This window comes from Micromonospora pisi (assembly GCF_003633685.1).
GTDB lineage: Bacteria > Actinomycetota > Actinomycetes > Mycobacteriales > Micromonosporaceae > Micromonospora_G > Micromonospora_G pisi.
Window position 1 is genome coordinate 396,397 of sequence record NZ_RBKT01000001.1, and the last position, 25,857, is coordinate 422,253.

General features: G+C 70.5%; 20 protein-coding genes and 1 pseudogene. 10 read left to right on the plus strand and 11 right to left on the minus strand.

The window, feature by feature from the left end:
* Positions 1-149: 149 nt before the first annotated feature.
* On the plus strand, positions 150-794 hold the full coding sequence (locus BDK92_RS40035; RefSeq protein WP_121153952.1) for a cupin domain-containing protein: 645 nt from the start codon (positions 150-152) through the stop codon (positions 792-794).
* Positions 795-930: 136 nt separating this feature from the next.
* Positions 931-1,092: a hypothetical protein gene (locus BDK92_RS40040; RefSeq protein ID WP_170208449.1), complete on the plus strand. Its 162-nt coding sequence runs from the start codon at positions 931-933 to the stop codon at positions 1,090-1,092.
* A 96-nt stretch (positions 1,093-1,188) separates the two neighbouring features.
* Here the strand turns inward: BDK92_RS40040 and BDK92_RS40045 are convergent.
* A pseudogene (locus tag BDK92_RS40045) lies at positions 1,189-1,317 on the minus strand (hypothetical protein); the annotation flags it as partial.
* A gap of 123 nt (positions 1,318-1,440) precedes the next feature.
* The gene (locus tag BDK92_RS01700; RefSeq protein ID WP_121153954.1) at positions 1,441-1,920 is read right to left on the minus strand and encodes a MarR family winged helix-turn-helix transcriptional regulator; all 480 of its coding nucleotides are present in this window, start codon (positions 1,918-1,920) and stop codon (positions 1,441-1,443) included.
* 95 nt (positions 1,921-2,015) lie between these two features.
* On the opposite strand from BDK92_RS01700, the gene BDK92_RS01705 reads away from it, so the two are divergent.
* A complete protein-coding gene (locus BDK92_RS01705; RefSeq protein ID WP_121153956.1) occupies positions 2,016-2,882 on the plus strand; it encodes a haloalkane dehalogenase in 867 nt (288 codons plus the stop codon).
* 34 nt (positions 2,883-2,916) lie between these two features.
* Here the strand turns inward: BDK92_RS01705 and BDK92_RS01710 are convergent, their stop codons facing one another.
* From BDK92_RS01710 to BDK92_RS01730, 5 genes are all read right to left on the minus strand, one after another.
* Positions 2,917-3,777 carry a hypothetical protein gene (locus tag BDK92_RS01710; protein ID WP_147456876.1) on the minus strand — a complete coding sequence of 287 codons (861 nt, stop codon included), beginning with the start codon at positions 3,775-3,777 and terminating at the stop codon, positions 2,917-2,919.
* A 108-nt stretch (positions 3,778-3,885) separates the two neighbouring features.
* Positions 3,886-4,719 carry a GNAT family N-acetyltransferase gene (locus BDK92_RS01715; protein ID WP_170208450.1) on the minus strand — a complete coding sequence of 278 codons (834 nt, stop codon included), beginning with the start codon at positions 4,717-4,719 and terminating at the stop codon, positions 3,886-3,888.
* 172 nt (positions 4,720-4,891) lie between these two features.
* Complete coding sequence (locus tag BDK92_RS01720) at positions 4,892-6,514, minus strand: amidase family protein (RefSeq protein WP_121153962.1); 1,623 nt, start codon at positions 6,512-6,514, stop codon at positions 4,892-4,894.
* Positions 6,515-6,708: 194 nt separating this feature from the next.
* Complete coding sequence (locus BDK92_RS01725; protein WP_121153964.1) at positions 6,709-7,164, minus strand: GNAT family N-acetyltransferase; 456 nt, start codon at positions 7,162-7,164, stop codon at positions 6,709-6,711.
* A gap of 53 nt (positions 7,165-7,217) precedes the next feature.
* The gene (locus tag BDK92_RS01730; protein ID WP_121153966.1) at positions 7,218-7,709 is read right to left on the minus strand and encodes a GNAT family N-acetyltransferase; all 492 of its coding nucleotides are present in this window, start codon (positions 7,707-7,709) and stop codon (positions 7,218-7,220) included.
* 488 nt (positions 7,710-8,197) lie between these two features.
* On the opposite strand from BDK92_RS01730, the gene BDK92_RS01735 reads away from it, so the two are divergent.
* The 5 genes from BDK92_RS01735 (at position 8,198) to BDK92_RS01755 (ending at position 14,380) form a co-directional block, all read left to right on the plus strand.
* Positions 8,198-9,211 (plus strand): ABC transporter permease, encoded by a 1,014-nt coding sequence (locus tag BDK92_RS01735; protein ID WP_121161475.1) that lies wholly within the window; start codon positions 8,198-8,200, stop codon positions 9,209-9,211.
* A 134-nt stretch (positions 9,212-9,345) separates the two neighbouring features.
* Complete coding sequence (locus tag BDK92_RS01740) at positions 9,346-11,076, plus strand: ABC transporter substrate-binding protein (RefSeq protein ID WP_121153968.1); 1,731 nt, start codon at positions 9,346-9,348, stop codon at positions 11,074-11,076.
* Positions 11,077-11,188: 112 nt separating this feature from the next.
* Positions 11,189-12,166, plus strand: coding sequence for an ABC transporter permease (locus tag BDK92_RS01745; RefSeq protein WP_121153970.1), 978 nt, complete (start codon positions 11,189-11,191; stop codon positions 12,164-12,166).
* A gap of 92 nt (positions 12,167-12,258) precedes the next feature.
* On the plus strand, positions 12,259-13,299 hold the full coding sequence (locus tag BDK92_RS01750) for an ABC transporter ATP-binding protein (protein ID WP_121161477.1): 1,041 nt from the start codon (positions 12,259-12,261) through the stop codon (positions 13,297-13,299).
* Between the two features lie 10 nt (positions 13,300-13,309).
* Complete coding sequence (locus BDK92_RS01755; RefSeq protein ID WP_121153972.1) at positions 13,310-14,380, plus strand: ABC transporter ATP-binding protein; 1,071 nt, start codon at positions 13,310-13,312, stop codon at positions 14,378-14,380.
* 24 nt (positions 14,381-14,404) lie between these two features.
* Here the strand turns inward: BDK92_RS01755 and BDK92_RS01760 are convergent, their stop codons facing one another.
* The 3 genes from BDK92_RS01760 to BDK92_RS01770 all read right to left on the minus strand — a co-directional run bounded on the left by BDK92_RS01760 (position 14,405) and on the right by BDK92_RS01770 (position 17,519).
* The gene (locus tag BDK92_RS01760; RefSeq protein WP_246016720.1) at positions 14,405-15,502 is read right to left on the minus strand and encodes a zinc-dependent alcohol dehydrogenase family protein; all 1,098 of its coding nucleotides are present in this window, start codon (positions 15,500-15,502) and stop codon (positions 14,405-14,407) included.
* Between the two features lie 49 nt (positions 15,503-15,551).
* On the minus strand, positions 15,552-16,160 hold the full coding sequence (locus tag BDK92_RS01765; protein WP_147456877.1) for a hypothetical protein: 609 nt from the start codon (positions 16,158-16,160) through the stop codon (positions 15,552-15,554).
* Positions 16,161-16,274: 114 nt separating this feature from the next.
* A complete protein-coding gene (locus tag BDK92_RS01770; RefSeq protein ID WP_211349015.1) occupies positions 16,275-17,519 on the minus strand; it encodes an MFS transporter in 1,245 nt (414 codons plus the stop codon).
* Positions 17,520-17,779: 260 nt separating this feature from the next.
* On the opposite strand from BDK92_RS01770, the gene BDK92_RS01775 reads away from it, so the two are divergent.
* Complete coding sequence (locus BDK92_RS01775; protein ID WP_121153976.1) at positions 17,780-18,241, plus strand: nuclear transport factor 2 family protein; 462 nt, start codon at positions 17,780-17,782, stop codon at positions 18,239-18,241.
* 3 nt (positions 18,242-18,244) lie between these two features.
* On the opposite strand, the gene BDK92_RS01780 is transcribed toward BDK92_RS01775, so the two are convergent.
* Positions 18,245-19,807, minus strand: coding sequence for a condensation domain-containing protein (locus tag BDK92_RS01780; protein ID WP_121153978.1), 1,563 nt, complete (start codon positions 19,805-19,807; stop codon positions 18,245-18,247).
* A gap of 368 nt (positions 19,808-20,175) precedes the next feature.
* Between BDK92_RS01780 and BDK92_RS01785 the strand changes: the two genes are divergently transcribed.
* The gene (locus BDK92_RS01785; RefSeq protein WP_246016721.1) at positions 20,176-25,857 is read left to right on the plus strand and encodes a non-ribosomal peptide synthetase/MFS transporter; all 5,682 of its coding nucleotides are present in this window, start codon (positions 20,176-20,178) and stop codon (positions 25,855-25,857) included.

Sequence of the window (25,857 nt, forward strand, 5' to 3'; positions counted from 1 at the left end):
TCAATCACCTATCGGAAATGCTTACACCGATAGCGACTCCAGTCAATGCGACCCGTCGTCGGGCTGCCGCACGGGACACCTGAGTGGATCTCCGGACGGGAGCTGGGCCATGATGGGCGCCGGTTGTCCCGACAGGTGAGGAAGTCGACGTGAGCGCAGGAACGATCGTCCGGGCCCCGGACGGAAGCCCGGTGACCCTCGGCGAGATCGGCCAGCGGGTGCTGCTGGTCAACCCCCGGGTACGCGCCTGGGACGTCGCCCTCGCCCCCGGTGAGTCCCAGCCCTGGCACCTGCACCACAACCCGTACGTGGTGCTCTGCCTGGAAACCTCGCCGTGCCGGATGGACTGGCTCGACGGCAGCCCGCCCCGGTTCCTCTCCGAGCGGGTCGGCGGTGTGGTGTACCGGCCGGTATCGCCGGTGCACATGCTCACCAACCACGGGGACGCGAACTACCGCAACCGGATCGTCGAGCTGCTCGACCTCGGCGAGGAGGCGTCCGGCGTACCCGATCCGGTCGGCCCGCCCGCCGAACCCGCCACCGACGGCCTCGACCCGGAGCTGGTCTTCGCCGACGACGACGTACGCGTCTGGGGCGTGGAGGTGGCGCCGGGCGCCCGCCACGAGTGGCGGGCCGGCAACCTTCCCGTGGTCGTCGTCGGCCTCTCCGACCCGGACCGGGACGGGGTGCACTACCTCGCCCCGGGTGAGCGTCACGTCCTCGCCGCCGACGGCCCGACCCCGCACGCCTTCCGCCTGGTCGAGCTGGCCTACCTCGACGGGAAGCCGGCCTGACCCGGCACCCGAATCCCCGGAGGGCTGGCGACTGATCGACTGGGAAACCGCCCTGGTCGCACCGCCGGAGCGCGATCTGTGGGATCTCGACCCCGGTGACGGCTCGATCCTGGACGCCTACGCCGAGGCGACGGGCGTGACAGCGCTGCCCGGGGTGCTGGAGTTGTACCGCATCCGTTGGGACATCTCGGACCTCGCGGTCGACGTCGACCGCTTCCGCCGCCCGCACACCGGAAACGCCGACGACAAGCAGTCGTGGGAACTCCTGAACCGTCTGGTCGCCCGCCTGACGCGATGAGCCCCCGCCCCGGTCATGCCGAGGGTCCGGGCTCGTGTCGGTCCTGGCCGCCGCTCGGCTTCTGATACGGGCGACGAACGCGCGCCAGGGGTCCGGTCCGAACGTCAGGACCGGGCCGCGCTGGTCCTTGCTGTCGCGTAGCCGACCACGCCCGCGACATTGTCCGCGACCTCTAGGCAGTCGCCGAGAATGCCAAAGGAGATCGACGCGGGCATCGTCGGGGATCCCGGCCGCCGAACGTGTGACCGCACGTAGTCTTGCCGGAAGCGGTAACTCGGTTTTCTTCTACATGGAACAACGTGTACGCGCACGTCATTCCATGATCCTCTTTAGTGCGATCAAGGGTGGTCACACTTTCCGGCCGTGGTAGTCCACGAGAGTGGTGAGCAGCCGCGCGAGCTGCTCGCGTTGCGGCAGGGTCAGTGGCGCGAGCACCTCGTCCTCCACGTCGGCCAGCAGCTTGTCGAGCCTCAGCAGTTGGCGACCGCCCTGGGCGGTGAGGGTGATGAGGTTCTGCCGCTGGTCGGCCGGATTGGGCGAGCGTTTCACCAGTCCGCGATCACCCAGCTCGTTGATGACCGCGACCAGGTCGCTGCGGTAGATACCCGTACGGCTGCTCAGTTCCGACTGGCTGACCGGGCCGGACGCGTCGAGCGTGGCGAGCACCGCGTAGTGCCACTTGCGGGCATCCACCCGCGCCAGCTCCGCGTTCACCAGTCGATCCGAGTGCATGGCGGCGAGGGACAGGAGTCGGGTCCGCAGGTGCCGCAGCCGCGCGACGGCGTCCTGCCGGTCGGCCGATCGCATGTCGGACGTGGCGTCGCTCATGCCATCATCGTACCCCTTGCGTTAGTCGCACTAACAAACTAGCGTCGTCGTTCCCGAACACCGTTAGTGTGACGAACGATCGCGAAGGACTCGCCATGCCTGAGATCAACGTGCTGGACTCGACGATCTACTACGAGGAGAACGGCGGCGGCACTCCCTTCGTCTTCCTGCACGGCAACCCCGGCTCGTCCCACCTGTGGCGCAAGGTGCTCCCCTCGGTCGACCTGCCCGCCCGCCTTCTCGCCCCCGACCTCATCGGCATGGGTCGCTCCGGCAAACCCGACCTGCCGTACCGGTTCGCCGACCACGCCCGGTACCTGGACGCCTGGTTCGACCGGCTGGACCTGCACGAGGTGGTGCTCGTCGGCCATGACTGGGGAGGGGCGCTCGCCTTCGACTGGGCGGCCCGCCACCCCGGCCGCGCCCGCGCGGTGGCCTTCTTCGAGACCATCGTCCGGCCGATGTCCTGGGACGAACTGGGTGCCGGGCCGCGCTCACGGGCCGAGGCCATGCGGGGACCCGAGGGCGAGACACTGGTACTCGACCGGAACTTCTTCCTGGAATCAGCCTTCACCGGCGGGGTGCTGAACCCGCTGAGCGAAGACGACATGGCGGCCTACCGGATGCCGTACCCCACCCGCGACAGCCGCCGCCCCCTGCTGGAATGGGCCCGCTCGCTACCGCTCGACGGGGAACCCGCCGACGTCACCGAACGCGTTCAGCAGTACGGAAAGTGGCTGGCGAGCAGCGACGACATCCCCAAGCTGCTGCTCACCTTCGACTCCTCGCCCACCCTGCTCATCGGGAAGGAGATGGCCGACTGGTGCGGGGCGAACATCGCCGCCCTGGAGACCCGGGCCTGTGGCCCCGCCGGCCACCACGCGCCCGAGGACCAACCCGAGGCCATCGCCGAGTCGATCACCGACTGGGCCCGGCGACACCATCTGGCCGGCCACATCTGAAGCACGAGACGTCCGCCGTGCCCCACCCCGCCGTTCAGTTCGGCCAGTCCCGTACCGCCTGTGCGACGTCAGGGTCGATGTCGTCGAGCATCGCGAGCACTTCCGACGGGGTCAGCTCAGGGCCTCGTGACACCTCGCACAGACGCCGGAACGCCGCCGGGCCGCCGTTCTTCCACAAACGCTGGGCAAGCAGTACGAGTCCGAACTCGAACCAGAGGTAGTTGGCCACCCCGCCCAGCCCATGGCCCTCCACGGGCTCCCGCATGCGGGCGAGCTCGCGTACCGGCCATGACACCGGCGCGGACCAGAACACCTCCGCCGCCTCCAGGGTCGGCAGCATCTCTGTCTCGACTTCCGAGAAGTACCCGACCATGCCGACGTTCGCGATGAACTCCCATAGCCAGAGGTTTACCGGATCTTCCCAGGTCGCGAAGTCGTGCGACAGGTGACTCATCTCGTGGGCCACGAACAGGTCGTTGAGCGGCGCGAGGTCGATCGGGTCGCCGTACAGGGCGTGCAACTGTCCCTTGGTCTGTTGCGACAACGTCGGAACAACATTGTCCAGGAGGGCATCCCACATGGGGGACGGTTCCTGACCGATCACCATCCGGTCGGTGGACACGTGCACCACTCCGTAGATGGAGAACAGGCCGACCCTCGGCCAGTCCCGGGGACCGACCACAAAAAGCGGTGGCGTCGGCGGGGTGCCCACGGTCTCCGACAACCAGGCAGCCACTCGTTGAACGCGCTCGGCGACAAATTGTCCCCGCTCCACCCCACCATCGCTGACGTAGACGGGGAACGGAAATCCCGTGACCTCGTGCAGTCCGCTGCTGTCCGGTGCGGGCCGCTCGGGTCGCGGCGGGGGTGCGTTGTCGTCAGTATCAGTACCCATATCGGACCAATCGTAGAAACGGCCTAGCCGTGGCAATGGCTCACATGTCAAGGACGTCAGTGGGTGGGGTGGTCGGCGAAACGCGTTTCGGCGACCACCCCACCATGATCACGCCTTAGCGGTCTCGGGCCGCCAGGTCCACTCCGTGCGGTCGTACAACGGGGTGAGTCCGAGCCGGGCAACCTTGTTCAGCGACGGGTTGGCACCCTCCACCTCCGGCTTGTCGACCTCGACGACAAGCCAGCGGCAACCGGCTGCGGCAGCGGCCTCGGCCCGGGCGGCGATCAGGGCCGACTGCACCCCGCGCCGACGATGGCTCTCCCGCGTCGCAGCGCAGTTGAGGTGCGCCGACTCACCGTCCAGGAACAGATTGGCGACGCCGACCATCTGATCGCCGTCCCACGCGGCGAACGCGTGGCACATGCCGCTCCGGGCCGCCGCCGACATGGACGCCGCCAGGTGCTCGTTCGGCGCGCCGAACAACTCCCAGGTCAACGCCGCCCACTCGTCGATCTCCTGGTCGCCGACCGGCCCGACGCGCAAACCGGTGCTGGCCGGTTTGACGTCACCAACCGCACCGGCGCACTGCACCAGAGTCGCGCCCGGGGTGAGGCCGTGCGCGGCGGCGATCTCGGCCCAGTCACCCGGGAGAAATTCCGGGGCGATCTGAATGTGGACCAAGGGGCTGCCGTGCTCCCGGTAAAAATCGACGATCTCGGTGATCAGCTTCTCGGTAACCGGTTCGGTGATGCCGAAACCGAGCGCCTTGTTGAAAAAGCCACCCATCGGATCGTTGCGGAGGGACAACATCACCCCGCCGCCGATCCGGCCGGTAGTGACACCGAACGCCTCTAGCACCGACTCGGGCGCGTTCGCGCCCCAACGGTGCATGAACTCCGCCTCGACAAGTTCGGCAATCTTGGTCAGGTCAGCTCGCGACATGGGCACTCCGGTCAAGAGACGATCTCGCTGGCACGCCGTCATTGAACGCCGCAGGACGGCGAGAACGTAACGGCTGTCGCCGAGGTGTGATCGGGATCGCCACGGCAAACCGCAGGTCAGAAGCGGTGCGCAGGCGACGCCCAACGGTACGTGTCAGTAACCGGTGATGCCGTCAGGGGGCGCAACTGTCGTCATGGCGCTCCAGCGAACTGCACCGGAACAGTGACGGGTTCACCTGCGACGGCGGCTGCCACCTCCGCGACGCCTGCTCGTAGTCGTACGCGAGGGAGAGCAGGGACGCCTCGGTGTAGGCGGTGCCGAGGAAGGACATGCCGACCGGGCGGCCGTTCGCCGGGTCGTACCCGATCGGCACCGCGACCGACGGGTACTGGGCGCGGGCGCCGATCCCGGCCGAGCCGCTGCCGACGAAGACGATCGCGTCCAGGGTCTGCGCCCGCAGCACCGAGTCGATCCGGTCCCGCGCGGCGGCGATGCCGGTGTCGCGGTTGGTCTCGTACGCCGCCTTTGCCACCGGGTCGGTCAGGTCGATCTCGTTCGAGGTGACCAGTTGGGTCTGGCCGAACTTGATCGTCCCCTCGGCCGCGTGCGCCAGGTTGTACCGGACCACGTCGTCCAGGGTGTCCATCGGCGCGCTGCGCGGCAACCGGGCCAGGTAGGCGTTCAGATCCCGCTTGAACTCGTAGTCCAGGATGCCCGGCGGCAGCCCGCCGGTGCTGACGGTGACCGGTACGACGGTGGCGCCACGCGCCCGGAGCACGTCGAGCGCCTCGTTGAAGACGACCCCCTGGTTGCCGGTCGGGGTGCTGGCGACCCCGATCCGCTTGCCCGAAAGCGCCGTGGTGGACAGTGCCCGGGTGTAGTCGGTGCCGACCACGCCACTGCTGGTGGCGGTGACCGGGTCCTCCGGGTCGATCCCGGTGAGCGCGGTGAGCAGCGCGGCGGCGTCGTACACCGAACGGGTCATCGGCCCGGCGGTGTCCTGGCTGGCGGCGATCGGAACCACACCGGTCCGGCTCACCAGGCCGACCGTCGGCTTCACCCCGACCAGCGAGTTCGCCGCTGACGGGCTGAGAATCGACCCGGAGGTCTCGGTGCCGATGGTGACCGAGGCGAGCGCCGCGGCGGCGGCCGAACCCGAGCCGGAACTGGAGCCGCTCGGAGTCTGGCTCACGTCGTACGGGTTGAGCACCTGTCCGCCGAGTCCGCTGTAACCCGACGGCATCCCGTTGGTGGTGAAGTTGGCGAACTCGGTCAGGTTGGTCTTGCCGAGGATGATCGCGCCGGCCGCGCGCAGCCGGGTGACGAGGAAGGCGTCCTTGGCCGGGTACGAGTCGGCGAGGGCGAGCGCACCGGCGGTGGTCGGCAGCCCCAAAACGTCGATGTTGTCCTTGACCAGGACCGGAATGCCGTGCATCGGGCCACGGGCGCGGCCCTTGCGACGGTCGGCGTCGGCCTGGCGGGCCTGCTCGACGGAGTCCCGGGTCAGCACCCGGACCGCGTTCAGTCCCGGGCCGTTGCTGTTGAGCGCCCGGATCCGCTCCAGGTACGCCCCGACCAGTTCCTCTGAGGTGACCCGCCGGGCGTCGAGTGCCTGCCGCAGTTGCGGGATGCTGGCGCGCTCCAGGTCGATCGGGAACGGCCGGTGCCGGTCGGTCGCCTCGGTCGGCGTCCCGACGGAGGCGACGACGAGCGCTGCCGCGACGGCGAGCACGGCGGTGAGCAGGACGAGCCGGGACGCGTGTCGCGGCCGGAATAGCGCAACGGTCTGACGCACCTGTACGACCCTTCGATGAGGCCGCGCCCGGTCGGAGGGCCGGGCGCGAAGTGGATCCGAGACGGTGTCGATCTAGGAAGAGAACACGGTCCCGCTGTTGTGGCCGTGCGACACAGAGATTGCCATCCGGTAAACGATTTCGCTTGCCCGTACCCGGACTCTCGTCCATCCACTTCGGACCTCGCTGGGCACCTTCAGACAGAACGTTGGCCGGCGGGCTCGCGCACCATGAACACGTCCACCGGATCCTCGGCCTCGAGAGTGAAACCGTGCCGCTCGTACAGCCGCCGGGCCGCACTGCCTTGCAACACCTGCAGCCGGACCGGGATGCCGTCGCGGTCGCACCGCTCCAACAGCTCGCGCAGCACCGCCGCACCGATGCCGCCGCCGTGCAGGTGCGGGGAGAGGTAGAAGTGCTCCAGCCAGTGGGCGTCCTCGGCCGGCCGCAGCGCCACGCAGCCGGCGAACGCACCGCCCACCTCGATCACCCAGGTGTGCGCCGGCACGAACCGCTCCCGCAGGCGCTGCCGAACCCGACACTCGTCGTACCGCCCGAGCCGCTCCAGGTCCGCCCGCAGCACCACGGCCCGCAGCTCGGCCACCGCCTCGACGTCCACCGCCGAAGCGGGTCGAAGCTCCCAGTCCGCCATGATCGCAGACTACTGGCCGAGATTGTCCCGCCCCGGTGCAGGTCACGGGGCGGTCAGCGCAGCCGGCGCTCGTAGCAGAGCGACAGGTCCGAGCCCACGTAACTACCGAACGCCTCGATCGGGTGGTAACCCTCGCGCTGATAGAAGCGCTGGGCGTCCGGCTGGGCGGTGCCCGTCTCCAGCCGAAGCGTGGTCCAGCCCCGGTCCATCGCGGCCGACTCCAGTGCCCGGAGCAGACCCGTTGCCACCCCGGTTCCGCGCGCGTCCGGGAGGACGTACATCCGCTTGATCTCCGCCGAGTCCCGGGACAGTTGGCGCAGTGCTCCACAGCCGAGCGGCCGGGCGGTGGCCACGTCGAGGGCGACGACAAAGACCGCGATGTCGGACTCCGACGGGGGTGTGCCGGGCTCGTGCTCGTCGGTGCCGTAGCGGGCGTCGAGTTCGGCGCGCTGCCGGGCCCGCAGGTCCCGACCCGCTGGATCGTCCCAGGGCCGGGTCTCGACACGCCATGGTCGCGCCACCTCGCCCCGCTCCACGTACGTCATGGGACCAACTGTCGCCCAACGCTGTCCACCGTTGCGCGCCACCCCCCGCTCCCAGCCACGCCAGGCGCCCGGAAGCAGGCATTTCCGGCACTGACCCGGAGTCGGGAGCGACGAGCGTCGCTACGTTGGGTAGCTAGTGCTCGCTGGCCACTCATCGAAACGACTATCGTCGTCGATCGCTTTGACCAGGAGATTGATCCATCCGATGCTCTAGATGTCGCGACAACCCGACATGAGAGTCAACCCCAACATCACGCTAAGTATGCGGACATGAGCATCTCCGCAACTCTTTTGCCGCCCAACCCACGGTTCCGGCCCAAAGCAACGATGTAAGTGGTCTCTGGAAATTGATCTGTTACAAGCAAGACCTAGGAAGGCCACCTTTGGCAGGTCTAGCGTTCCCGGCTTAGAAAAGCCGTGCTAGCCCCGGTTCGGGCCGATTGATGCACAGCGATCAGCGCGTACAAGGAGGTCTCCGGGTGGAGCCGATGGTCACAGGTCCGGGCGCAACCGGTGCCGGCGAGACGACCGGCCTCGCGGTGGCCGATCCGACACCGCCGTCGGCCAAGGTCAAGACCGTCAGCAAGTCGCCGACCCGGATCGCCCTCGCCCGACTACGCACCGACCGGGTCGCGATGACCTGCGCCATCATCTGCCTGGCCTTCGCGTTGATCGCGATCTTCGCACCGCTGCTGGCCAAACTGGAGGGACAGAGCCCGACCGAGCTGCACCAGGACCTGATCGACGAGTTCGGCTTCCCGACCATCGGCCCCACCGGCGAGCACTGGCTCGGGGTGGAACCGCGCCTGGGGCGTGACCTCTTCGCCCGCTGGGTCTACGGGGCCCGACCCTCGCTCATCGTCGCGGTCACGGTCACCGCGATCACCACGTTCGTCGGGGTCGTCGTCGGCCTGGTCGCCGGCTTCTCCGGTGGCTGGGTGGACCGGATTCTCTCCTGGCTCATCGACCTGGTGCTGAGCCTGCCGTACCTGCTCTTCGCGATCGCCAGCTCGGCCGTGCTGGTGGCGATGTTCGGCGGCGCCGAGGGCGCCTCGTCGGAACAGGTCGCGAAGATCCGCTTCATCTCGCTGATCTGCGTACTCTCCTTCTTCGGCTGGGCCAGCCTCGCCCGGCTGGTCCGCGGACAGGTGCTCTCGCTGCGGGAACGGGAGTTCATCTCGGCCGCCCGGGTGCTCGGCGTACCGACCCGGCAGATCCTGTTCAAGGAGCTGCTACCCAACCTGGTCGCGCCGATCGTCGTCTCGGTGTCGCTGGCCCTGCCCGGCTACGTCGTGGCCGAGGCCGGGTTGACCGTGCTCGGTGCCGGACTGATCGAGCCCACACCGTCGTGGGGTCTCACCATCGCCGCCGCCGAGACCTACTACCGGGCCGACCCGCTCTACCTCTGGTTGCCGGTACTCGGCATCACCATCCTGGTGCTCGCCCTGAGCCTGCTCGGCGACGCCGTCCGCGATGCCTTCGACCCACGGACCCGCCGCTGACCGGCGCCCCGCGCCACAGCCCGGACCGCCACAAGACCGGACCCGCCACCGACGGGGTCCGCCGCACAGGAAGACCGGAGCCGTCACCATCGGTCTCCGCCGAAAAGGAAGACAGGAGCACGTTTGTGAGGCACATGAAGGTGGGTCTGGCCGCTGCGGTCACCGCCGCGCTGGCGCTGTCCGGATGCGGCAGCCCTTCGGCCAACAACAACAGCGGCGGCGGGGGTGACACCTCGGCGATCAGCACCCAGCAGAACGCGCTCGACCCGACCGCGAAGGGTCCCGCGGCCGAGGTGCCCGGGGCGAAGAAGGGCGGGACGATCACCGTCTACTCCCAGTCGACCCCGGACAGCTTCGACCCGACCGACATCTACTACACCGACTCCGGTGAGATCGCCAAGCTGATCTTCCGTACGCCCACCCAGTACGCGGTCCGGGACGGCAAGTCGGTGCTCGTACCCGACCTCACCGACCTGGGCACCGTGTCGGACGACAAACTCACCTGGACCTTCAAGATGCAGTCGGGGCTCAAGTACGCCGACGGCAGCGAGATCAAGGTCGAGGACCTGGCGTACGCGATCAAGCGCTCCTTCGCCCACGACGTGTTCGCCAACGGCCCCACCTACCAGCTGACCTACTTCAAGGACGGCGACAAGTACAAGGGTCCGTACACCGGTGGTGACACCTACGCCGGTGTGGAGACCCCGGACGCCACCACGCTGGTCATCCACCTCGCCCAGCCCTTCGCCGACCTGCCCTTCTACCTGACGTTCTCGGCGTTCGCGCCGATTCCGAAGGAGAAGGACACCAAGGAGAACTACAAGAACAACCCGGTGGCCAGCGGCCCGTACCAGTTCGACGCCTTCACCCCCGGCACGGAACTGAAGCTGAAGAAGAACACCAACTGGGACGCCAACTCCGACGCGGTCCGGCACCAGTACGTCGACGGCTGGGACTTCAAGTGGGGCCAGGAAGACGTCAAGACCCAGCAGCAGGTGCTCAACAGCAACGGTCCGGACGCCAACGCGCTCAACTACGCCCCGATCGACGCGTCGCTGATCCCGCAGCTCACCGGCGACAAGAAGGCTCAACTGCTGCAGGGCGACAGCCCGTGCAACTACGCCGTCAACCTCGACACCCGCAAGATCCCGCTGGAGGTCCGCAAGGCGATCGCCAAGGCGTACCCGTCCGACCAGATCTGGAAGGCCGGCGGCCTGAACAGCTACGTCGCCGAGCCGTCCAGCACCATCCTGCCGCCGAGCGTGCCGGGCTACACCAAGTACGCCCCGCTGCCCGATCTGAGCGGCACCGGCACCGGTGACCCGGCCGGCGCCAAGAAGCTGCTGGAGGCGGCCGGCAAGGTCGGATTCGAACTGAGCTGGTACTACGACAACACCAAGCCGATCCCGCAGCAGACCGCCCAGATCCGGGCGGACGCCCTGAAGGCCGCCGGCTTCACGGTGAAGCCGATCGGTGTCACCACCGCCGAGCTGCGCGCCAAGATCGCCGACTACGACGCGCCGGTCAACATGGGTCAGGGTCCCTCGGGCTGGTGCTCGGACTGGCCCACCGGCGGTAGCTGGTTCCCGGTGCTGTTCCAGTCGCACAGCATCAGCGACGGGATCAGCTGGGGCCTCCTGTCCGACAAGGAACTGGACGCGAAGATCGACGCGATCGCCGCCCTGCCGGCCGAGCAGGCCACCGCCAAGTGGGGCGAGCTGGACAAGGAAATCATGGGCAAGTACGTGGCCATCCCGCGCTACTACGTCAAGATGGCCACCGTCATCGGCTCGAACATCGGCGGTGGTGTCGGCGACGGCACCCAGGGTGAACCGTTCTACGTGGACATGTTCCTCAAGAGCTGACCTTCCTCCCCTCGGTGGGCGCCGGTCAACGCAACCCCGCAGCCGACCGGCGCCCACCCCCTCTCGTTCCGGCTGGCCTGGTCCAGCCCACTGACCACCCAGGAGCTTGGCGGTGCTCTTCTACATCCTGCGACGGATCGCCAGCGCGATCTCCGTCGTCGTCGTGACCCTGGTCGCCAGCTTCGGGTTGTTCTTCGTCGCGCCCACCGACCCCGCCGGGGTGATCTGTGGCCAACGCTGCACCCCGGAGCGGTACAACGAGATCAGCAAGAGCCTCAACCTCGACCAGCCCGTGGTCGACCAGGTCACCGACTATCTCAAGGGCCTGGTGACCGAGCGGACCTTCACCTCAGGCGGCCTCTCCATCAAGTGCCCGGCACCCTGCCTCGGCTACTCGTACACGCTCGGGCAGCCGGTGACGAAGCTGATCGGACAGGCCCTGCCGGTCACCATCTCGATCGTCCTCGGCGGCGCGGTGGTGTACCTGATCGTCGGCATCCTGGCCGGCATCATCGCGGCCCGAAGACGCGGCACCACGATGGACCGGTTCATGGTCGGATCCGCGCTCGGGATCAACGCGGTGCCGTACTTCGTGGTGGCGCTCCTGGTCTCGCTCTACGCGACCTTCCTGCCCCGCTCGGGCTACCACCCGTTCCTGGAGAACCCGGCCACCTGGGCGACCGGGCTGCTGGCAGCCTGGCTCACCCTGGGCCTGACCAACGCCGCGTCGTACACCCGCTACGCCCGCGCCTCCATGATCGAGACGCTCGGTGAGGACTACATTCGCACCGCCCGCTCGAAGGGCATCAGCGAACGGCGGGTCGTCTACCGGCACGGCCTGCGGGCCGCGATCACCCCGGTCGCCACCATCTTCGGCCTCGACCTCGCCTTCCAGCTCACCGGTGCGATCTTCACCGAGGCCCTGTTCGGCCTGCCCGGCCTGGGGATGCTCACCCTGCGCGCCTTCAACCAGTACGACCTGCCGGTGCTGATGGGCGGGGTGCTGATCGGCTCGGTGGTGCTGGTCGCGATGAACCTGGTCATCGACGTCCTGTACACGATTCTCGACCCAAGAGTGAGGCTCGGATGAGCGAACCGCAGGTGGCGGTGAACCCCTCGGCCACGTCCGGAACGGACGGCCGTAGGCCCGAGACGGTCGCCCGGACCCGGAACTTTAGCACCATGGACAGCTCGGCCGAGCAGTCCTACCTCACGGTACGGGACCTCACCGTGTCGTTCCCGACCGCCGACGGTGTGGTCCGCGCGGTACAGGGGCTCAGCTACTCCGTGCCGCTCGGTCGTACGCTCGCCATCGTCGGCGAGTCCGGCTCCGGCAAGAGCGTCTCCAGCATGGCGATCATGGGGCTGCACGATCCCAAGAGCACCCGGATGACCGGCTCGATCCAGCTCGGCGGCCACGAGATCGTCGGCATGTCCCAGCCGGAACTGCGTCGGCACCGGGGCAGCGCGGCATCGATGATCTTTCAGGACCCCCAGTCGTCGCTGCACCCGTACTTCACCGTGGGCGACCAGATCGTCGAGGCGTACCGGGCACACCACAACGTGTCGAAGCGGGTCGCCCGGGAACGGGCGGTCGAGATGCTCGGCCGGGTCGGCATCCCCAGCCCGCGACGCCGGCTCGACGACCACCCGCACCAGTTCTCCGGCGGCATGCGACAGCGGGCGATGATCGCCATGGCCCTGGTGAACGACCCGAAGCTGCTCATCGCCGACGAGCCGACCACCGCGCTCGACGTCACCGTACAGGCGCAGATCCTGGACCTGATCATGGATCTGCAACGCGACTTCGGCTCGGCGGTCCTGTTCATCACCCACGACCTCGGCGTGGTCGCCGAGATCGCGGACGAGGTCCTGGTCATGTACGGCGGCCGCGCGGTCGAGTACGGCCGGGTCGACGCGATCCTCGGCCGCCCGCTGCACCCGTACACCTGGGGCCTACTGGAGAGCATCCCCGCGGTCTCCGGGGAACCGACCCGGCTGCACCCCATCCCCGGGCTGCCGCCCAGTCTGCTCGCCCTGCCGACCGGATGCGCGTTCCACCCCCGGTGTGAGTTCCCCGACCGGGTGCCGGGAACCGGTGCCTGCGCGGCCGAGCTGCCCGAACTGGTGTCGCGGACCGCCGACACCGCCCGGCAGTCCCGTTGCCACCTGCACCGCCCGGACCAGATCTTCGAGGCGGAAATCCTGCCCCGGCTGCCGTGAAGGACGAACGATGACCACCAGCACCATCCCGACCTCGGCCGAGCCGGCGCGCAGCCGCATCCCCAGCGTGCCCGGCGCCCCGCTGCTCGAACTGCGCGACCTGAAGATGCACTTCCGCACCCGGGGCGAGGGACTCATCGGCCGGGCCGACCACAGGATCCGGGCCGTCGACGGGGTCTCGCTGCAACTGCGCGAGGGCGAGACCCTCGGCCTGGTCGGCGAATCCGGCTGCGGCAAGACCACCACCGGACGGTTGATCACCCGACTGCTCGAACCGACCGGTGGACAGATCCTCTACCAGGGCACCGACATCGCCCACCTGAAGGAGCGGGAGCTGCGGCCGTACCGCCGGGAGCTTCAGTTGATCTTCCAGGATCCGTACTCCTCGCTGAACCCCCGGCACACCGTCGGCACCATCGTCGGCACCGCGCTGCGGGTGCACGACATCGTGCCCCGGGGCAAGGAACTCGCCCGGGTGCAGGAGCTGCTGGAGGTGGTCGGGCTCAACCCGGAGCACTACAACCGCTACCCGCACGAGTTCTCCGGTGGTCAGCGCCAGCGGATCGGCATCGCCCGCGCGCTCGCCGCCCGGCCGAAGGTCATCGTCGCCGACGAGCCGGTCAGCGCCCTCGACGTCTCGATCCAGGCGCAGGTGATGAACCTCCTGGAGGACCTGCGCAAGGAGTTCGGCATCGCGTTCATCTTCATCGCCCACGACCTCGGCGTGGTACGCCACTTCTGCGACCGGGTGGCGGTGATGTACCTCGGACGGGTCGCCGAGATCGGCGACCGGGACGGGATCTACGGAACACCGAGGCACCCCTACACCCAGGCGCTGCTCTCCGCGGTGCCGGACGTCGGCGTGGTCCGGGGCACGCCGCCCAAGGCCCGGATCCGGCTGGTCGGCGACGTGCCGAGCCCGGTCGACCCGCCCTCGGGCTGCCGGTTCCACAGTAGGTGCTGGAAAGCCGAGGAGATCTGCTCCACCAGCAGCCCGGCGCTGCTGGAGAAGGCGCCCGGCCAACTGGCCGCCTGCCATTTCGCCGAACCCCAGCCGGCGGTACAGGACCCGGTCGCCTGATCCGTGGCACCCACCCCGGGAAACTCAGGGGATGACGAGGCGGATGCCGGCGGCGCCGGGCCGGTCCATCGTGACCAGCGCCTCCGGCGCCTCGTCCAGGGTCAGCGTCCGGGTCACCAGGCGACCCGGGTCCAGCACCCCGCCGGTGATCAGCCCGAGCAGCGCCGGGTACGCGTGCGCCGCCATGCCGTGGCTGCCGCGTACCTCCAGCTCGCCGGCGATCACCAGGTCCATCGGGAGCGCCGGCGCGCCGAGTACGGCCGGCAGGAGGCCGACCTGGATGTGCCGGCCCTGTCGACGCAGACTCCGGATGCCGGCCACGCAGGTGTCGTGGCTGCCCAGCGCGTCCACCGAGAGGTGCGCGCCGCCGCCGGTCAGGTCCCGTACCGCCTCGGCCACCCGTGCCGGACCGGCCGCCGCGCCCAACCCTGAGCCGGCCGTGCCCGGATCGTGGGTCACCTCAGCCACGTTCACGGTGGCCACCGCGCCACACTCGCGGGCCAGGGCGAGCGCAGACTCGGACACGTCGACCGCCACCACCCGGGCCCCGCTCGCGGCGGCGATCATCACAGCGGAGAGACCCACCCCGCCGCAGCCGTAGACCGCCACCCACTCGCCGGCCGCCACCCGTCCCTGGCTGACCACCGCCCGGAAGGCGGTGGCGAACCGGCAGCCGAGCGCCGCCGCCACCGGATAGCTGACCTGGTCGGGCAGGGCCACCAGGTTGACCGCCGCGTGGTCGACGACCACGTACTGCGCGAACGACCCCCACTGGGTGAACCCGGGCTGGGTCTGGCGTGCGCAGACCTGCTGCTGTCCGGCAAGGCATTCGGCGCACCGGCCGCAGCCGTAGACGAAGGGCGCGGTCACCCGGTCACCGACCCGTACGCCGGTCACCTGCGGGCCGACCTCGGCGACCACCCCGGCGAACTCGTGACCGGGCACGTGCGGCAACCGGACGTCCGGGTCGTGTCCCTGCCAACCGTGCCAGTCGCTGCGGCACAGGCCGGTCGCCTCGACCCGGACCACCACGCCGTCGACCGGCGGGCGCGGATCCGGCACCGTACGAATCTCGGGCCGGGCGCCGTACTCGTCGAAAACCACCGCTCGCACGGTCGGCATCCTGTCACAGGTCACCGGCCGGCCGGCACCCCGTCCGGGTGCGGATCGCTCAGGTCACGGGCGTGACGCTGGCCGGTGGTGTCAGGTCGCGTACGGTCCCGAGCGTCGCGCCGTCGGCGCCGACCAGCACGATCGCGTAACCGGCCGCCGTCGGCTCGCTCACCGCGTGCGGGACGAGGAACCAGCCGCCGGTCACGGTCACCTCGGTCGGTGGCCCACCCCGGGTGATCCGGACCATTGTGGCCGGCCAGGTGCCCACCGTACCGAAGACGATCTCGCTGTTGCGGTTGACCGTGACCTGGTCGTCGGCACCTCCGCAGCCGCCGAACCCACTGACCCAGCCGCCGTGGTCCTCCAGGTCGAGGTAGTAGCAGCGGGCTCTGAGGTGGTCGCTGGCGACCGGATCGGTCACCCAGAGGCTGATCCTGGTCCCGTTGGGGAGCTGGTCGGTTCCGGCGAGCAGGTGCTGGGTCGGCGGCTCCGACACCCCCTCCTTTTCCCGTACACCGTCCGCGTACCGCTGGAACGCCTGGTCAACCCGGGTCTGCTGGTCCGGGGCCGGATCGTCGCGACCGACACATCCGACCAGTCCCGCGACAGCGACGACCAGCCCCACGATCGCTGATCGAGCCCGAACCCCGGTCACCCCATTGATCACGCCGAACGCCTCCCCCGTTGTACGTCCGCCCAGCATGCCCGTCCGGGACGACCGGGCGCAGCCCGGATTCCGCTCGACCCGTACGCGGACGGCCGGACATCGGCCGGGCTGGTGTCACCCGGCGGTCGGCGGCCGGGGGATCCACCGGTACAGCACGGCGACGGCGGCGGCACCCACACCGGCCATACTGAGCACGGCCACGGTCAACGACCCGACGGTCAGGACGGCGGCGATCAGCAACGGGCCGGCGCCGGTGCCGAGATCGGCGCAGAGGCGCCAGGCGCCCAGGAACTGCGCCCGCCCCGACACGGGTGAGACGTCCGCTCCCAGGGTCATGACCAACCCGCTGCTCAGGCCGTTGCCCAACCCCATCAGCATCGCCACCCCGGCGAGCCCGACCACCGTCGTGGCCAGCGGCAACAACGCGTGCGCCAGCCCGAGCAGGAACATCGACGGGACGGCCACCACCCGCCGGCCCCACCGGTCCATCACCTTGCCGGACGGATAGAAGAGCAGCATGTCGACCGCGCCGGAGAGACCGAAGATGAGGCTGAGCGTGGCGGGGTGGAGGTCGAGGTGCGCGCCCCAGAGCGGGACGACCGTCTGCCGTGCCGCGCGCAGTGCCCCGACCAGGAGGACACCGAGGCCGAGGGTCCGTAGCACGGCGAGGTTGTCCCGGATCACCGCGAGCGTGCCGACCCTGGCCGGCACGGTTCCCGTACCCGCCGTCCGGTCGACCGGCAGGCCGGGCAGGAGCACCAGCACCGTCGCCGCCACGGCCGCGGCGACCGCGTGGACCCAGTAGCCGCCATCGGTGCCGAGCACGGTCATCGCCGCCGCCCCGACGAACGGGCCCACAAACGCCCCGATCCGGCTCGCCCCACCGAGGGTGGAGAGGGCGCGGGCGCGCAGCGCGTACGGCACCACCTCGGTGACGTACGTCTGGCGGGCCACTCCCCAGACCGCGCCGACCAGTCCGACCGCGGCCACCGCGAAGCCGAGCATCCAGACCGAGGTGGCGAAGACACAGCCGAGCAGCGCGGGCACCACGAGCGCGCTGGACCAGACCATCGCGGGCCGCTCGCCGATCCGGGCGATCAGGGCGCCCGCCGGTACGGCGCCGACGATCTGTCCGACCCCGATGAGGCCGACCAGCACACTGGCGGTGCCGGCCGAGGCGCCGAGGGCGGTGCCGGAGAGCACGACCACCGGAGCGACCGCTCCCTGCCCGAGGCTGTAGATGGCGCTCGGCAGGTAGACCGTCGGCCCGAGGGAGCCGATCGTCACCGCCACGGACCCGCCGGTCCCGGTCCCGGAGCCGGAGCCGGAGCCGGAGCCGGAGCCGGAATGATCATGCACCGGATCAACCTATCCGGCGCCGAGGACGGGGCGGCCACCAGGGCTGTGAACAGGTGCGACGGCCCACAGAGGGACGCCGGCCCGGCAGCGGCCGATCGATCGAGTGGGCCGTGGGAGCGCCGGCGACGGGTTATATTCGGCGCACCCGAGGAATTGATCAACCTCCTCTCCGCTGCCGCTCGTTGTTCACGGATCGTCCACACGCCGCCCATACACCGCCCACGCCGCCCACACGCCGCCGACACGTCCAGGAGGCCGAAATGCCCGCACCAGTTCCACCGTTCACCCGCGAGACCGCGATCCAGAAGATCCGCATGGCCGAGGACGGGTGGAACTCCCGCGACCCGCAGCGGGTGGCGCAGGCGTACACGCCGGACTCCCGTTGGCGTAACCGGGCCGAGTTTCTCCACGGGCGCGAGGAGATCATCGCGTTCCTCACCCGGAAATGGGCGAAGGAGATCGAGTACCGCCTGATCAAGGAGCTGTGGGCGTACGACGGCAACCACATCGCCGTCCGCTTCGCGTACGAGTCGCGGGACGATTCCGGCAACTGGTTCCGCTCGTACGGCAACGAGAACTGGGAGTTCGACGACGAGGGGCTGATGCGGGTGCGGCTGGCCAGCATCAACGACGTACCGATCAAGGAGTCCGAGCGGAAGTACCACTGGCCGCTCGGCCGCCGCCCCGACGACCACCCGGGACTGAGCGACCTGGGGCTGTGAGGCTCAGGGGGTACGCGCCCCGCCCGGTGGCCGCCACGGCCACGGTACGTCCCGCAGCGCCGCCCGCACCAGCAGGTCCTCGAAGTCGCGCAGCAGTGCCACGGCCCGGTCCGGCGGCAGGAAACAGGTGTCCACGGTGAGGACCAGGCCCACCGCGCCGGGCGCGTCGACCAGTTGCAGCCGGCAGCGCCAGACGAACCTGGTGGCTGGTTCGGACCAGACCATCGTGCTGCGCGCCCGGACCTCGTCCAGCGCCCGCTGATCGAGGTCCGGTGCAGCGGCAGCCGGATCCCGGGGCAGTCGGATGTCATTGACCAGGCAGTACGGACCGAGCATCGTGAGATAGTCGAAACCCAGGTCGGCGAAGGCGCGCCGGATGGCGGGCGGGTCGTAGTAGGCGTGCCGGTACCCCTCCATCGCGGCCTGCCCGACCCGGGGCAGCAGCCGGGCGAAGCTGGGCCGGTCGGCGAGATCCACGACGATGAGTCCGAGCTGGTTGAGCTTGGCGATCGCGTCGCCGTGTCCGGGCTGGAACCGGTTGCTCGCCATGCTGACCAGACCGCACCGGTCCGGCCCGCGACGGGCCTCCGCACCTCTGGAGCCGGTGCCGGAGCCGTTGTCGGTGCCGTTGTCGGTGCCGTTGTCGGTGCCGGTGCCGGTGTCCGAGCTGGAACTGGAGCCGGTGTCGGAGCTGGAGCCGGTGTCGGTGTCGACGGTCAGTGCGGCGGTGGCCGCGAGCAGAACGGTGGAGGTGCTCACCCGGTGCCGCGCCGCGATCATGTGGCTGGCCAGCTCGACCGCCTCGGAGACCAGCGTCAGCTGCCGGTAGCGGGGCGGATGCGGCGGGCCGCCGTGGGCGAATCCACCCACGGGCAGGCGCGGGAACTCCCTGGTCCAGTAGTCGATCGCCCGCGCGGAGCGACGCCGCTGGGCCTGGGCCTCCCGCCGGGCGACGTCGATCGTCTGCAGGCCCGGCGGCGCGGCCACGGTTCCGCGTACGAGCAGGAGTCGCAGATCCCGCAGCACGGTCTCGGTGGCGTGAAAGTCCACTGTGGCGTGACTGAAGACGAGCACGATCCGGCGTACCCGGCCGGCGACGAGCACCAGCGCCACCCGTACCGGCCACTCCTCGGCGTGATCGAACGGGGCGTCGCCGAGTCGCTCCCCCACCTCGCGGGCGAGCCCCGCGCCGTCGTCGTTCGGGAGGTGGTCGTCCGTACCGCCCTCGACCGCCTCGACAATCAGCAGGGGTAGCCGTCCCGTGTCGGCCGCCACCTGCCGCAGTTCGTCCCCGACCGGGCGGACCCGGGTCCGCAGCGACTCGTGCCGGTTGACCAGAGCGCCGATCGCGTCGGCGACCGCCGGCACGTCGGACGGGGAACGCCGCGGTACGGCAACCACCCGGCACAGGTTGAGCCAGCTGTTTCGCGACCGGAAGTCGTCCAGGGTCCACCACATCGCCCGCTGTCCCCAGGTCAACGGGGCGGTCTCCGCCCGGTCGCCACGGAACTCGATGTCCGCCCACCGTCGCACGACGGTCCCGTCCGGTATCGCCACCCGCACCATGCACCCTCCCGGGACGTCTCGGTAACCAGCGATTCTCGGCCCCGATCGCGATGCCGGCAACGCACCCGGAGTGTTAACAAGGGGCCCTTGTACTACGGAAAACGATAAGAAGGGGCCCTTCCTTACATCGAGGGGGAAAGCGGTTTCCTGAGGTGGGTCGTCCTATGTGGAGGGTATCCGTGATTCGGTTCCAATCCGCTGCCCCGTTCGGCCGATCCCCGCCGGCCAGCGCAACGGGCACACTGCGAATCGGAACGCCGCGCTAACACTGAGCAACGACGAAACGCTGAGCTGACCGACCATCAGACCGACGATGCGGCCAATGCACGGGGTGGGCCCGCCCGTCTCGGCGAATTGAGGCAGACCACGTGACCGAGGTCGAGCTACCCGCACGACCGGCCGCCACCGGGCCGCCGACGATTCCCCGCCGGCCCGACGGACGCGCCCCGCTCTCCTTCGGCCAGGAACGGCTCTGGTTCATGGAGCAGTTCGCCCCCGGCACCGCCGCGTACGTCATCCCGGTCACCCTGCGCCTGCGTGGTCCACTCGATCCCGACCTGCTCGGCCGCGCCCTCGACGCGGTCGCCGCGCGCCACGACAGCCTGCGCATGCGCTTCACCCAGGACGTCGACGGCCTGCCCGCCGTCGACCTGGCCGGACCGGTCACCGTCCCACTCGTCACCGCCCACGCGCACAGCGCCGGACGGGCACGGGAACTGGTCGCCGACGCCGCCCGGCAGCCGTTCGACCTCGCCACCGCACCACTGCTGCGGGCGCTGCTCATCCGGCTCGGCGAGACGGACCACGTACTCCACCTCGCCGCCCACCACATCGTCACCGACGGCTGGTCGTTCGACCTGCTCCTGGGCGAGCTGGCCACCCAGTACGCCGGGTACCTCGACGGCCGCCCCGAGCCCTCGGCACCGGCAGTCCGGTACGGCGACTACGCGGCCTGGCAACGGGAACGCGTCGACAGCCCGGCCGTACGCGGCCAGCTCGACTACTGGCGCGGCGCGCTGGCGGACGTACCACCACTGGAACTCCCCACCGACCGGCCCCGACCGGCCGAGCAGGGCCATGAGGGCGCGACCCACCGCTTCACGCTCGACGCCGGACTCACCGACGAGCTGCGGCGGTTGGGCCGGCGCCATCGCGCGACGCTGTACATGACGTTGCTCGCCGGACTCCAGACACTGCTGTTCCGCCAGTCCGGGCAGCGCGACTTCGCGGTCGGCTCGCCGGTCGCCGGTCGGGTGGTGCCCGAACTGGAGCACCTGATCGGCCTGTTCATCAACACGCTCGCGCTCCGCGCCGACCTGAACCTCGACGCCGCCGCCGCAACCGGGGCCGGCGGCAGCACCGGCAGCGCGGTCGAGCCGAGCTTCGCGACGTTGCTCGGACGGACCCGGACAACGGTGATCCGGGCGCTGGCCCGCCAGGAGGTCCCGTTCGAACGGCTGGTGCAGGAACTGCACGTGCCCCGCGACGTCAGCCGCGCCCCGGTCTTCCAGGTGATGTTCGCGCTGCAGAACTACGCCCGGGGCGCGAACCGGTGGCCGGCCGGACTGGTCGCGGAGAGCTTCGGCACCGGCATCTCCAGCGCCCGCTACGACCTGGCGGTCTATCTCTCCGAAGCCGACGACGGGTTGCGCGGCAGCGTGCTCTACAACACCGACCTGTTCGACCCGCAGACGATGACCCGCTTCACCGACCACTACCGCAACCTGCTGCGCGCCGCGGTGGCCCGGCCGGACCTTCCCCTGGTCGACCTCGACCTGCTCGACCGGGCCGAACGGGACCGGGTGCTCTCCTTCGGCGCCCCGGCACCGGCCCGGCGGGCAGCGGGCGCCACGACAGCGACAAGCGACGCCGGGACCCTCGCCGACCTGATCACGCCGTACGCGGTCAGCACATCCACGACGGCGGCCGTGGTCTGCGGCGGCGACTCGGTCACGTACCGCGAACTGGACCACAGGGCGAACCGGATCGCCCGGTTCCTGCGTCGACGGGGCGTCGGGCCGGAGTCACTGGTCGGCGTCTGCCTGGAACAGTCGGTCGAACTCGCGGTGACCCTGCTCGGCGTACTCCGGGCCGGTGGCGCGTACGTGCCGCTCGACCCCGAGCAACCACCGGCACGGCTCGCCGGCATGCTCGCCGACGCCGGGCCGGCGATCGTCCTCACCGACACCACGCTCCGGGCCCAGCTGGCGCCGCTGACCGACGCCCCGCTGGTCTGCCTGGACCTGGTACGCGACGAGGTGGCGGCCGAACCGGAGACCGCGCCGCCGGACGGGGCGTCGCCGGACAACCTCGCCTACGTCATCTACACCTCCGGCTCCACCGGCACCCCCAAGGGGGTGGCCGTCGCCCACCGGCAGGTACTGCGCTACCTCAACGGCATCGCCGACCGCCTGGACGTGCCACCCGCCGGCCGGTACGCGCTGCTCCAGTCGATGTCGTTCGATTTCAGCGTCACCGTGTTCTACCTGGCCCTGGCGACCGGCGGCACGGTCCACCTGGTGCCCCGCCGCTGCACCGGCGCCGAACTCGCCGACGAGCTGCGCCGACACCGGATCGACTACCTGAAGATGACCCCGTCGCACCTGGCCGCGCTCGCCGCCGACGTGCCCCCGGGTGCGCTGCTCCCGCACCGGGCGCTGCTGCTCGGCGGGGAGCCGGCCGACCCCGGCTGGGCGGCCGGGCTGGCGGAGGGGAACACCCGGGTGGTCAACCACTACGGCCCGACCGAGGCGACCGTCGGCGTCACCACGTACCGGATCCGGGCGACCGGGACCGGGCCGGGACCGGTACCGATCGGCACGCCGCTGCCGTACGCCCGGGTCCACCTGCTGGACCACCGACTGCGCCCGGTGCCGGTCGGCACCGTCGGGGAGATCTACCTCGGCGGGGACCGGCTGGCCCGCGGCTACCTGAACCAACCGGGGCAGACCGCCGGGCGGTTCGTCGCCGACCCGTTCGGGCCGCCCGGTGGCCGGCTGTACCGCACCGGCGACCTCGGCCGGTGGCGCGGCGACGGCGAGCTGGTCTTCCTCGGCCGCCGCGACCACCAGGTCAAACTCCGCGGCTACCGGGTGGAGCTGGGCGAGGTCGAGGCGGCGTTACGGGAGCACGACGGGGTCGTCCAGGCGGCCGTGCTGCTCCGCGACGACCGGCTGGTCGCCTATCTCGAACGGCGTTCCGGCGCGGTGACGACCGAACCCGCCACACTGCGCCGTACTCTCGCCGACCGGCTCCCCGAGTACATGATCCCCACCCGCTACGTCTGGCTCGACCGGCTGCCGTTGCAGGAGCACGGCAAGGTCGACCGTGGGGCACTGCCCCCGCCGGGCGACGACCGACCCACGGGTACGCGGGTGGCGCCCGACGGCCCGGTCGAGACCGTCATCGCGGCGGTCTGGCAGGCGGTGCTCGGGATCGACCGGATCGGCGTCACCGACGACTTCTTCGACCTCGGCGGACACTCGTTGCTCGCCACCCGGGTGGTGGCCCGGCTCCGGCGCGAACTGCCGGAAACCGTCGACGGACCGGTGCACCCGGTCACCGTGATGGACCTGTTCAAGCACCGCACCGTACGCGAACTGGCCGAACTGGCCGAACTGGTCACCGGTGACGGCGGCCGGGCCGGCGGCCTGCTGCACGAGCTGACCCCACCGGTGCCGGCGACCACCGAGCGGGTGCGCTCCCTGGTCTGCGTCCCGTACGGGGGCGGCAGCGCGGTGGTCTACCAGCCACTGGCCGACGCGCTGCCGGTCGGGCACCGCCTCTACGCGGTGGCGGTACCCGGGCACGACATCGGCCTCGCCGACGACCCCCGACCGATCCCGGAGGTGGCCCGCGCGGTCGCCGACGAGATCCTGGCCACGGTCGACGGCCCGCTCGCCCTGTACGGCCACTGCGGTCCCGGCGGGGCGCTCGCGGTCGAGATCGCTCGTCTGCTCGAGGCCGCCGGCCGTGACCTGGACGCCCTCTACCTCGGTGGGGTGTTCCCGTTCGCCCGTCCGGTCGGCGGGGTGCTCGGTCCGTTGCTGCGACTGCGGCTGGCCGAGCGGATCCGCAGCGACCGGATCTACCGCACCTGGCTCCAGGCGCAGGGCGCCGACCTCGGTGCACTCGACCCGGACCAGGCCGCCTTCCTGATCCGCGCGATGCGGCACGACGCCCGGGTCGCCGAGGACTACTTCACCGCCCTGGTGCATCAGCGGGTGGCGCCGCTGCGGGCGCCGATCGTCTGCGTGGTCGGTGATCGCGACCGGGGCACCGAGTACGCCGAGGAGCGGTTCCGGGAGTGGCACTTCCTCTCCGACCGGACCGCACTGGCCGTGGTCGACGAGGGCGGCCACTACTTCCTGAAGTACCGGGCGGCGGAGCTGGCCGAGATCGTCACCACCGTCGACCGCCGGCTGGACCGGCCGGACCCGGCGACGGCGGGGGCGAACGAGACACCCGCCGCGCATGTCCCGGCGGAGCCGGACCCGGGCTGGCGGCTGACGGGGGTGTCCCGGCGTACCGCGGCGGAGACGTCCACGATGGACGGGGCTTCCGGCGCCGGCACCGCCCCGGAGTCGACGCGGGGCGGCGCACCGCTCCCGGTGGTCGCCGACGCCACCGTCCCGCGCACCCCCGAACCGAGTATCCGACGGTTCGCCCTGGTCGCGGTCGGTCAGATCGTGACCATGACCGGCACCGCGCTGACCAACTTCGCGCTGCCACTCTGGATCTACCTGGAGACCGGCTCGCTCGCCCGGTTCGCCCTCTTCGCCGTCCTCGGTCTGGTGCCGGGGCTGCTCGTGGCGCCGCTCGCCGGTGCGCTGATCGACCGGACCAGCCGGCGCCGGATCATCCTGCTCGCCTGCTGCGCCGCCGGTGGCGCGAAACTGGTCATCGCCGCCGCGCTCCTCGCCGACCTGGCCCAGGTGTGGCACTTCTACCTGCTGGTCGCCTGGCTCTCGGTGGCGTTGGCCTTCCAACGGCTGGCCTTCGTCTCGGCCGTGCCGCAACTGGTGCCGAAGCGCTATCTCGGTCACGCGAACGGGGTGACCCAGACGGCGACCGGCCTCACCCAGTTCATGGTGCCGCTGATCGCGGTGGCGCTGCTGGAGGCGGTCGACCTGCACGGCATCCTGGTGATCGACGTGGTGCTGTACGGCCTGGCGATCGTGGTGCTGCTCGCCATCCGCTTCCCCGCCACGATGGCACTACGGCGGCGGGAGAGCATCGGCGCCGAGATCACCGGCGGGCTGCGCTACTCGTGGCGACGACGCGAGTTCCGGGCCATGCTGGTCTTCTTCGCCCTGCTCAACCTCTTCCTCTTCCCCGCGCTGTTCCTGCTCTCCCCGCTGGTGCTCGGCTTCGCCGACCTCGCCGAGGTGGCCCGGATCGCCCTGGTCGGAGGGCTCGGCGGGGCCGCCGGTGGACTGGTCATGCTGGTCTGGGGCGGTCCCCGGCACCACCGGATGCGCACCGTCCTGATCGGCACCGTGCTGCTCGGCCTGGCCTGTGTCGTCACCGGCCTGCGGCCCGACCTGACGGTGATCGCCGCCGGGGCCTTCGGCATGTACCTCGCGCTCGGCGTCGTCAACGGCGTGTACGCCACGGTGGTGCAGACCAAGGTGCCGCAACTGTTCCACGGGCGGGTCTTCGCACTCAACCAGATGGTGGCCTGGTCCACCCTGCCACTGGGCTGGGGCGTGATCGCACCGCTCGCCTCCGGGTGGGCGGAGCCGCTCCTCCAGCCCGGCGGGGCGCTGGCACCGACGGTGGGCGCGGTGATCGGGGTGGGACCGGGCCGTGGCATCGGCCTGCTCTACGTCGCCTTCGGGCTGTGCATCGGACTGACCGCGGTGGTGTCGCTGCGTACCCGGGTGCTGGCGCGCTTCGACGACGAGGTGCCCGACGCGCCGCCGGACGACGTACTGGGCATCGAGGCCCGGCAGGCCAGGGCTGCCCGCGCCGGCACCGGGCCGACGGACCGGTCGGAGCGGGAAGTGGCCGGCGCCGCAACCGGCACACGGCACGCGGACGGGAGCTGA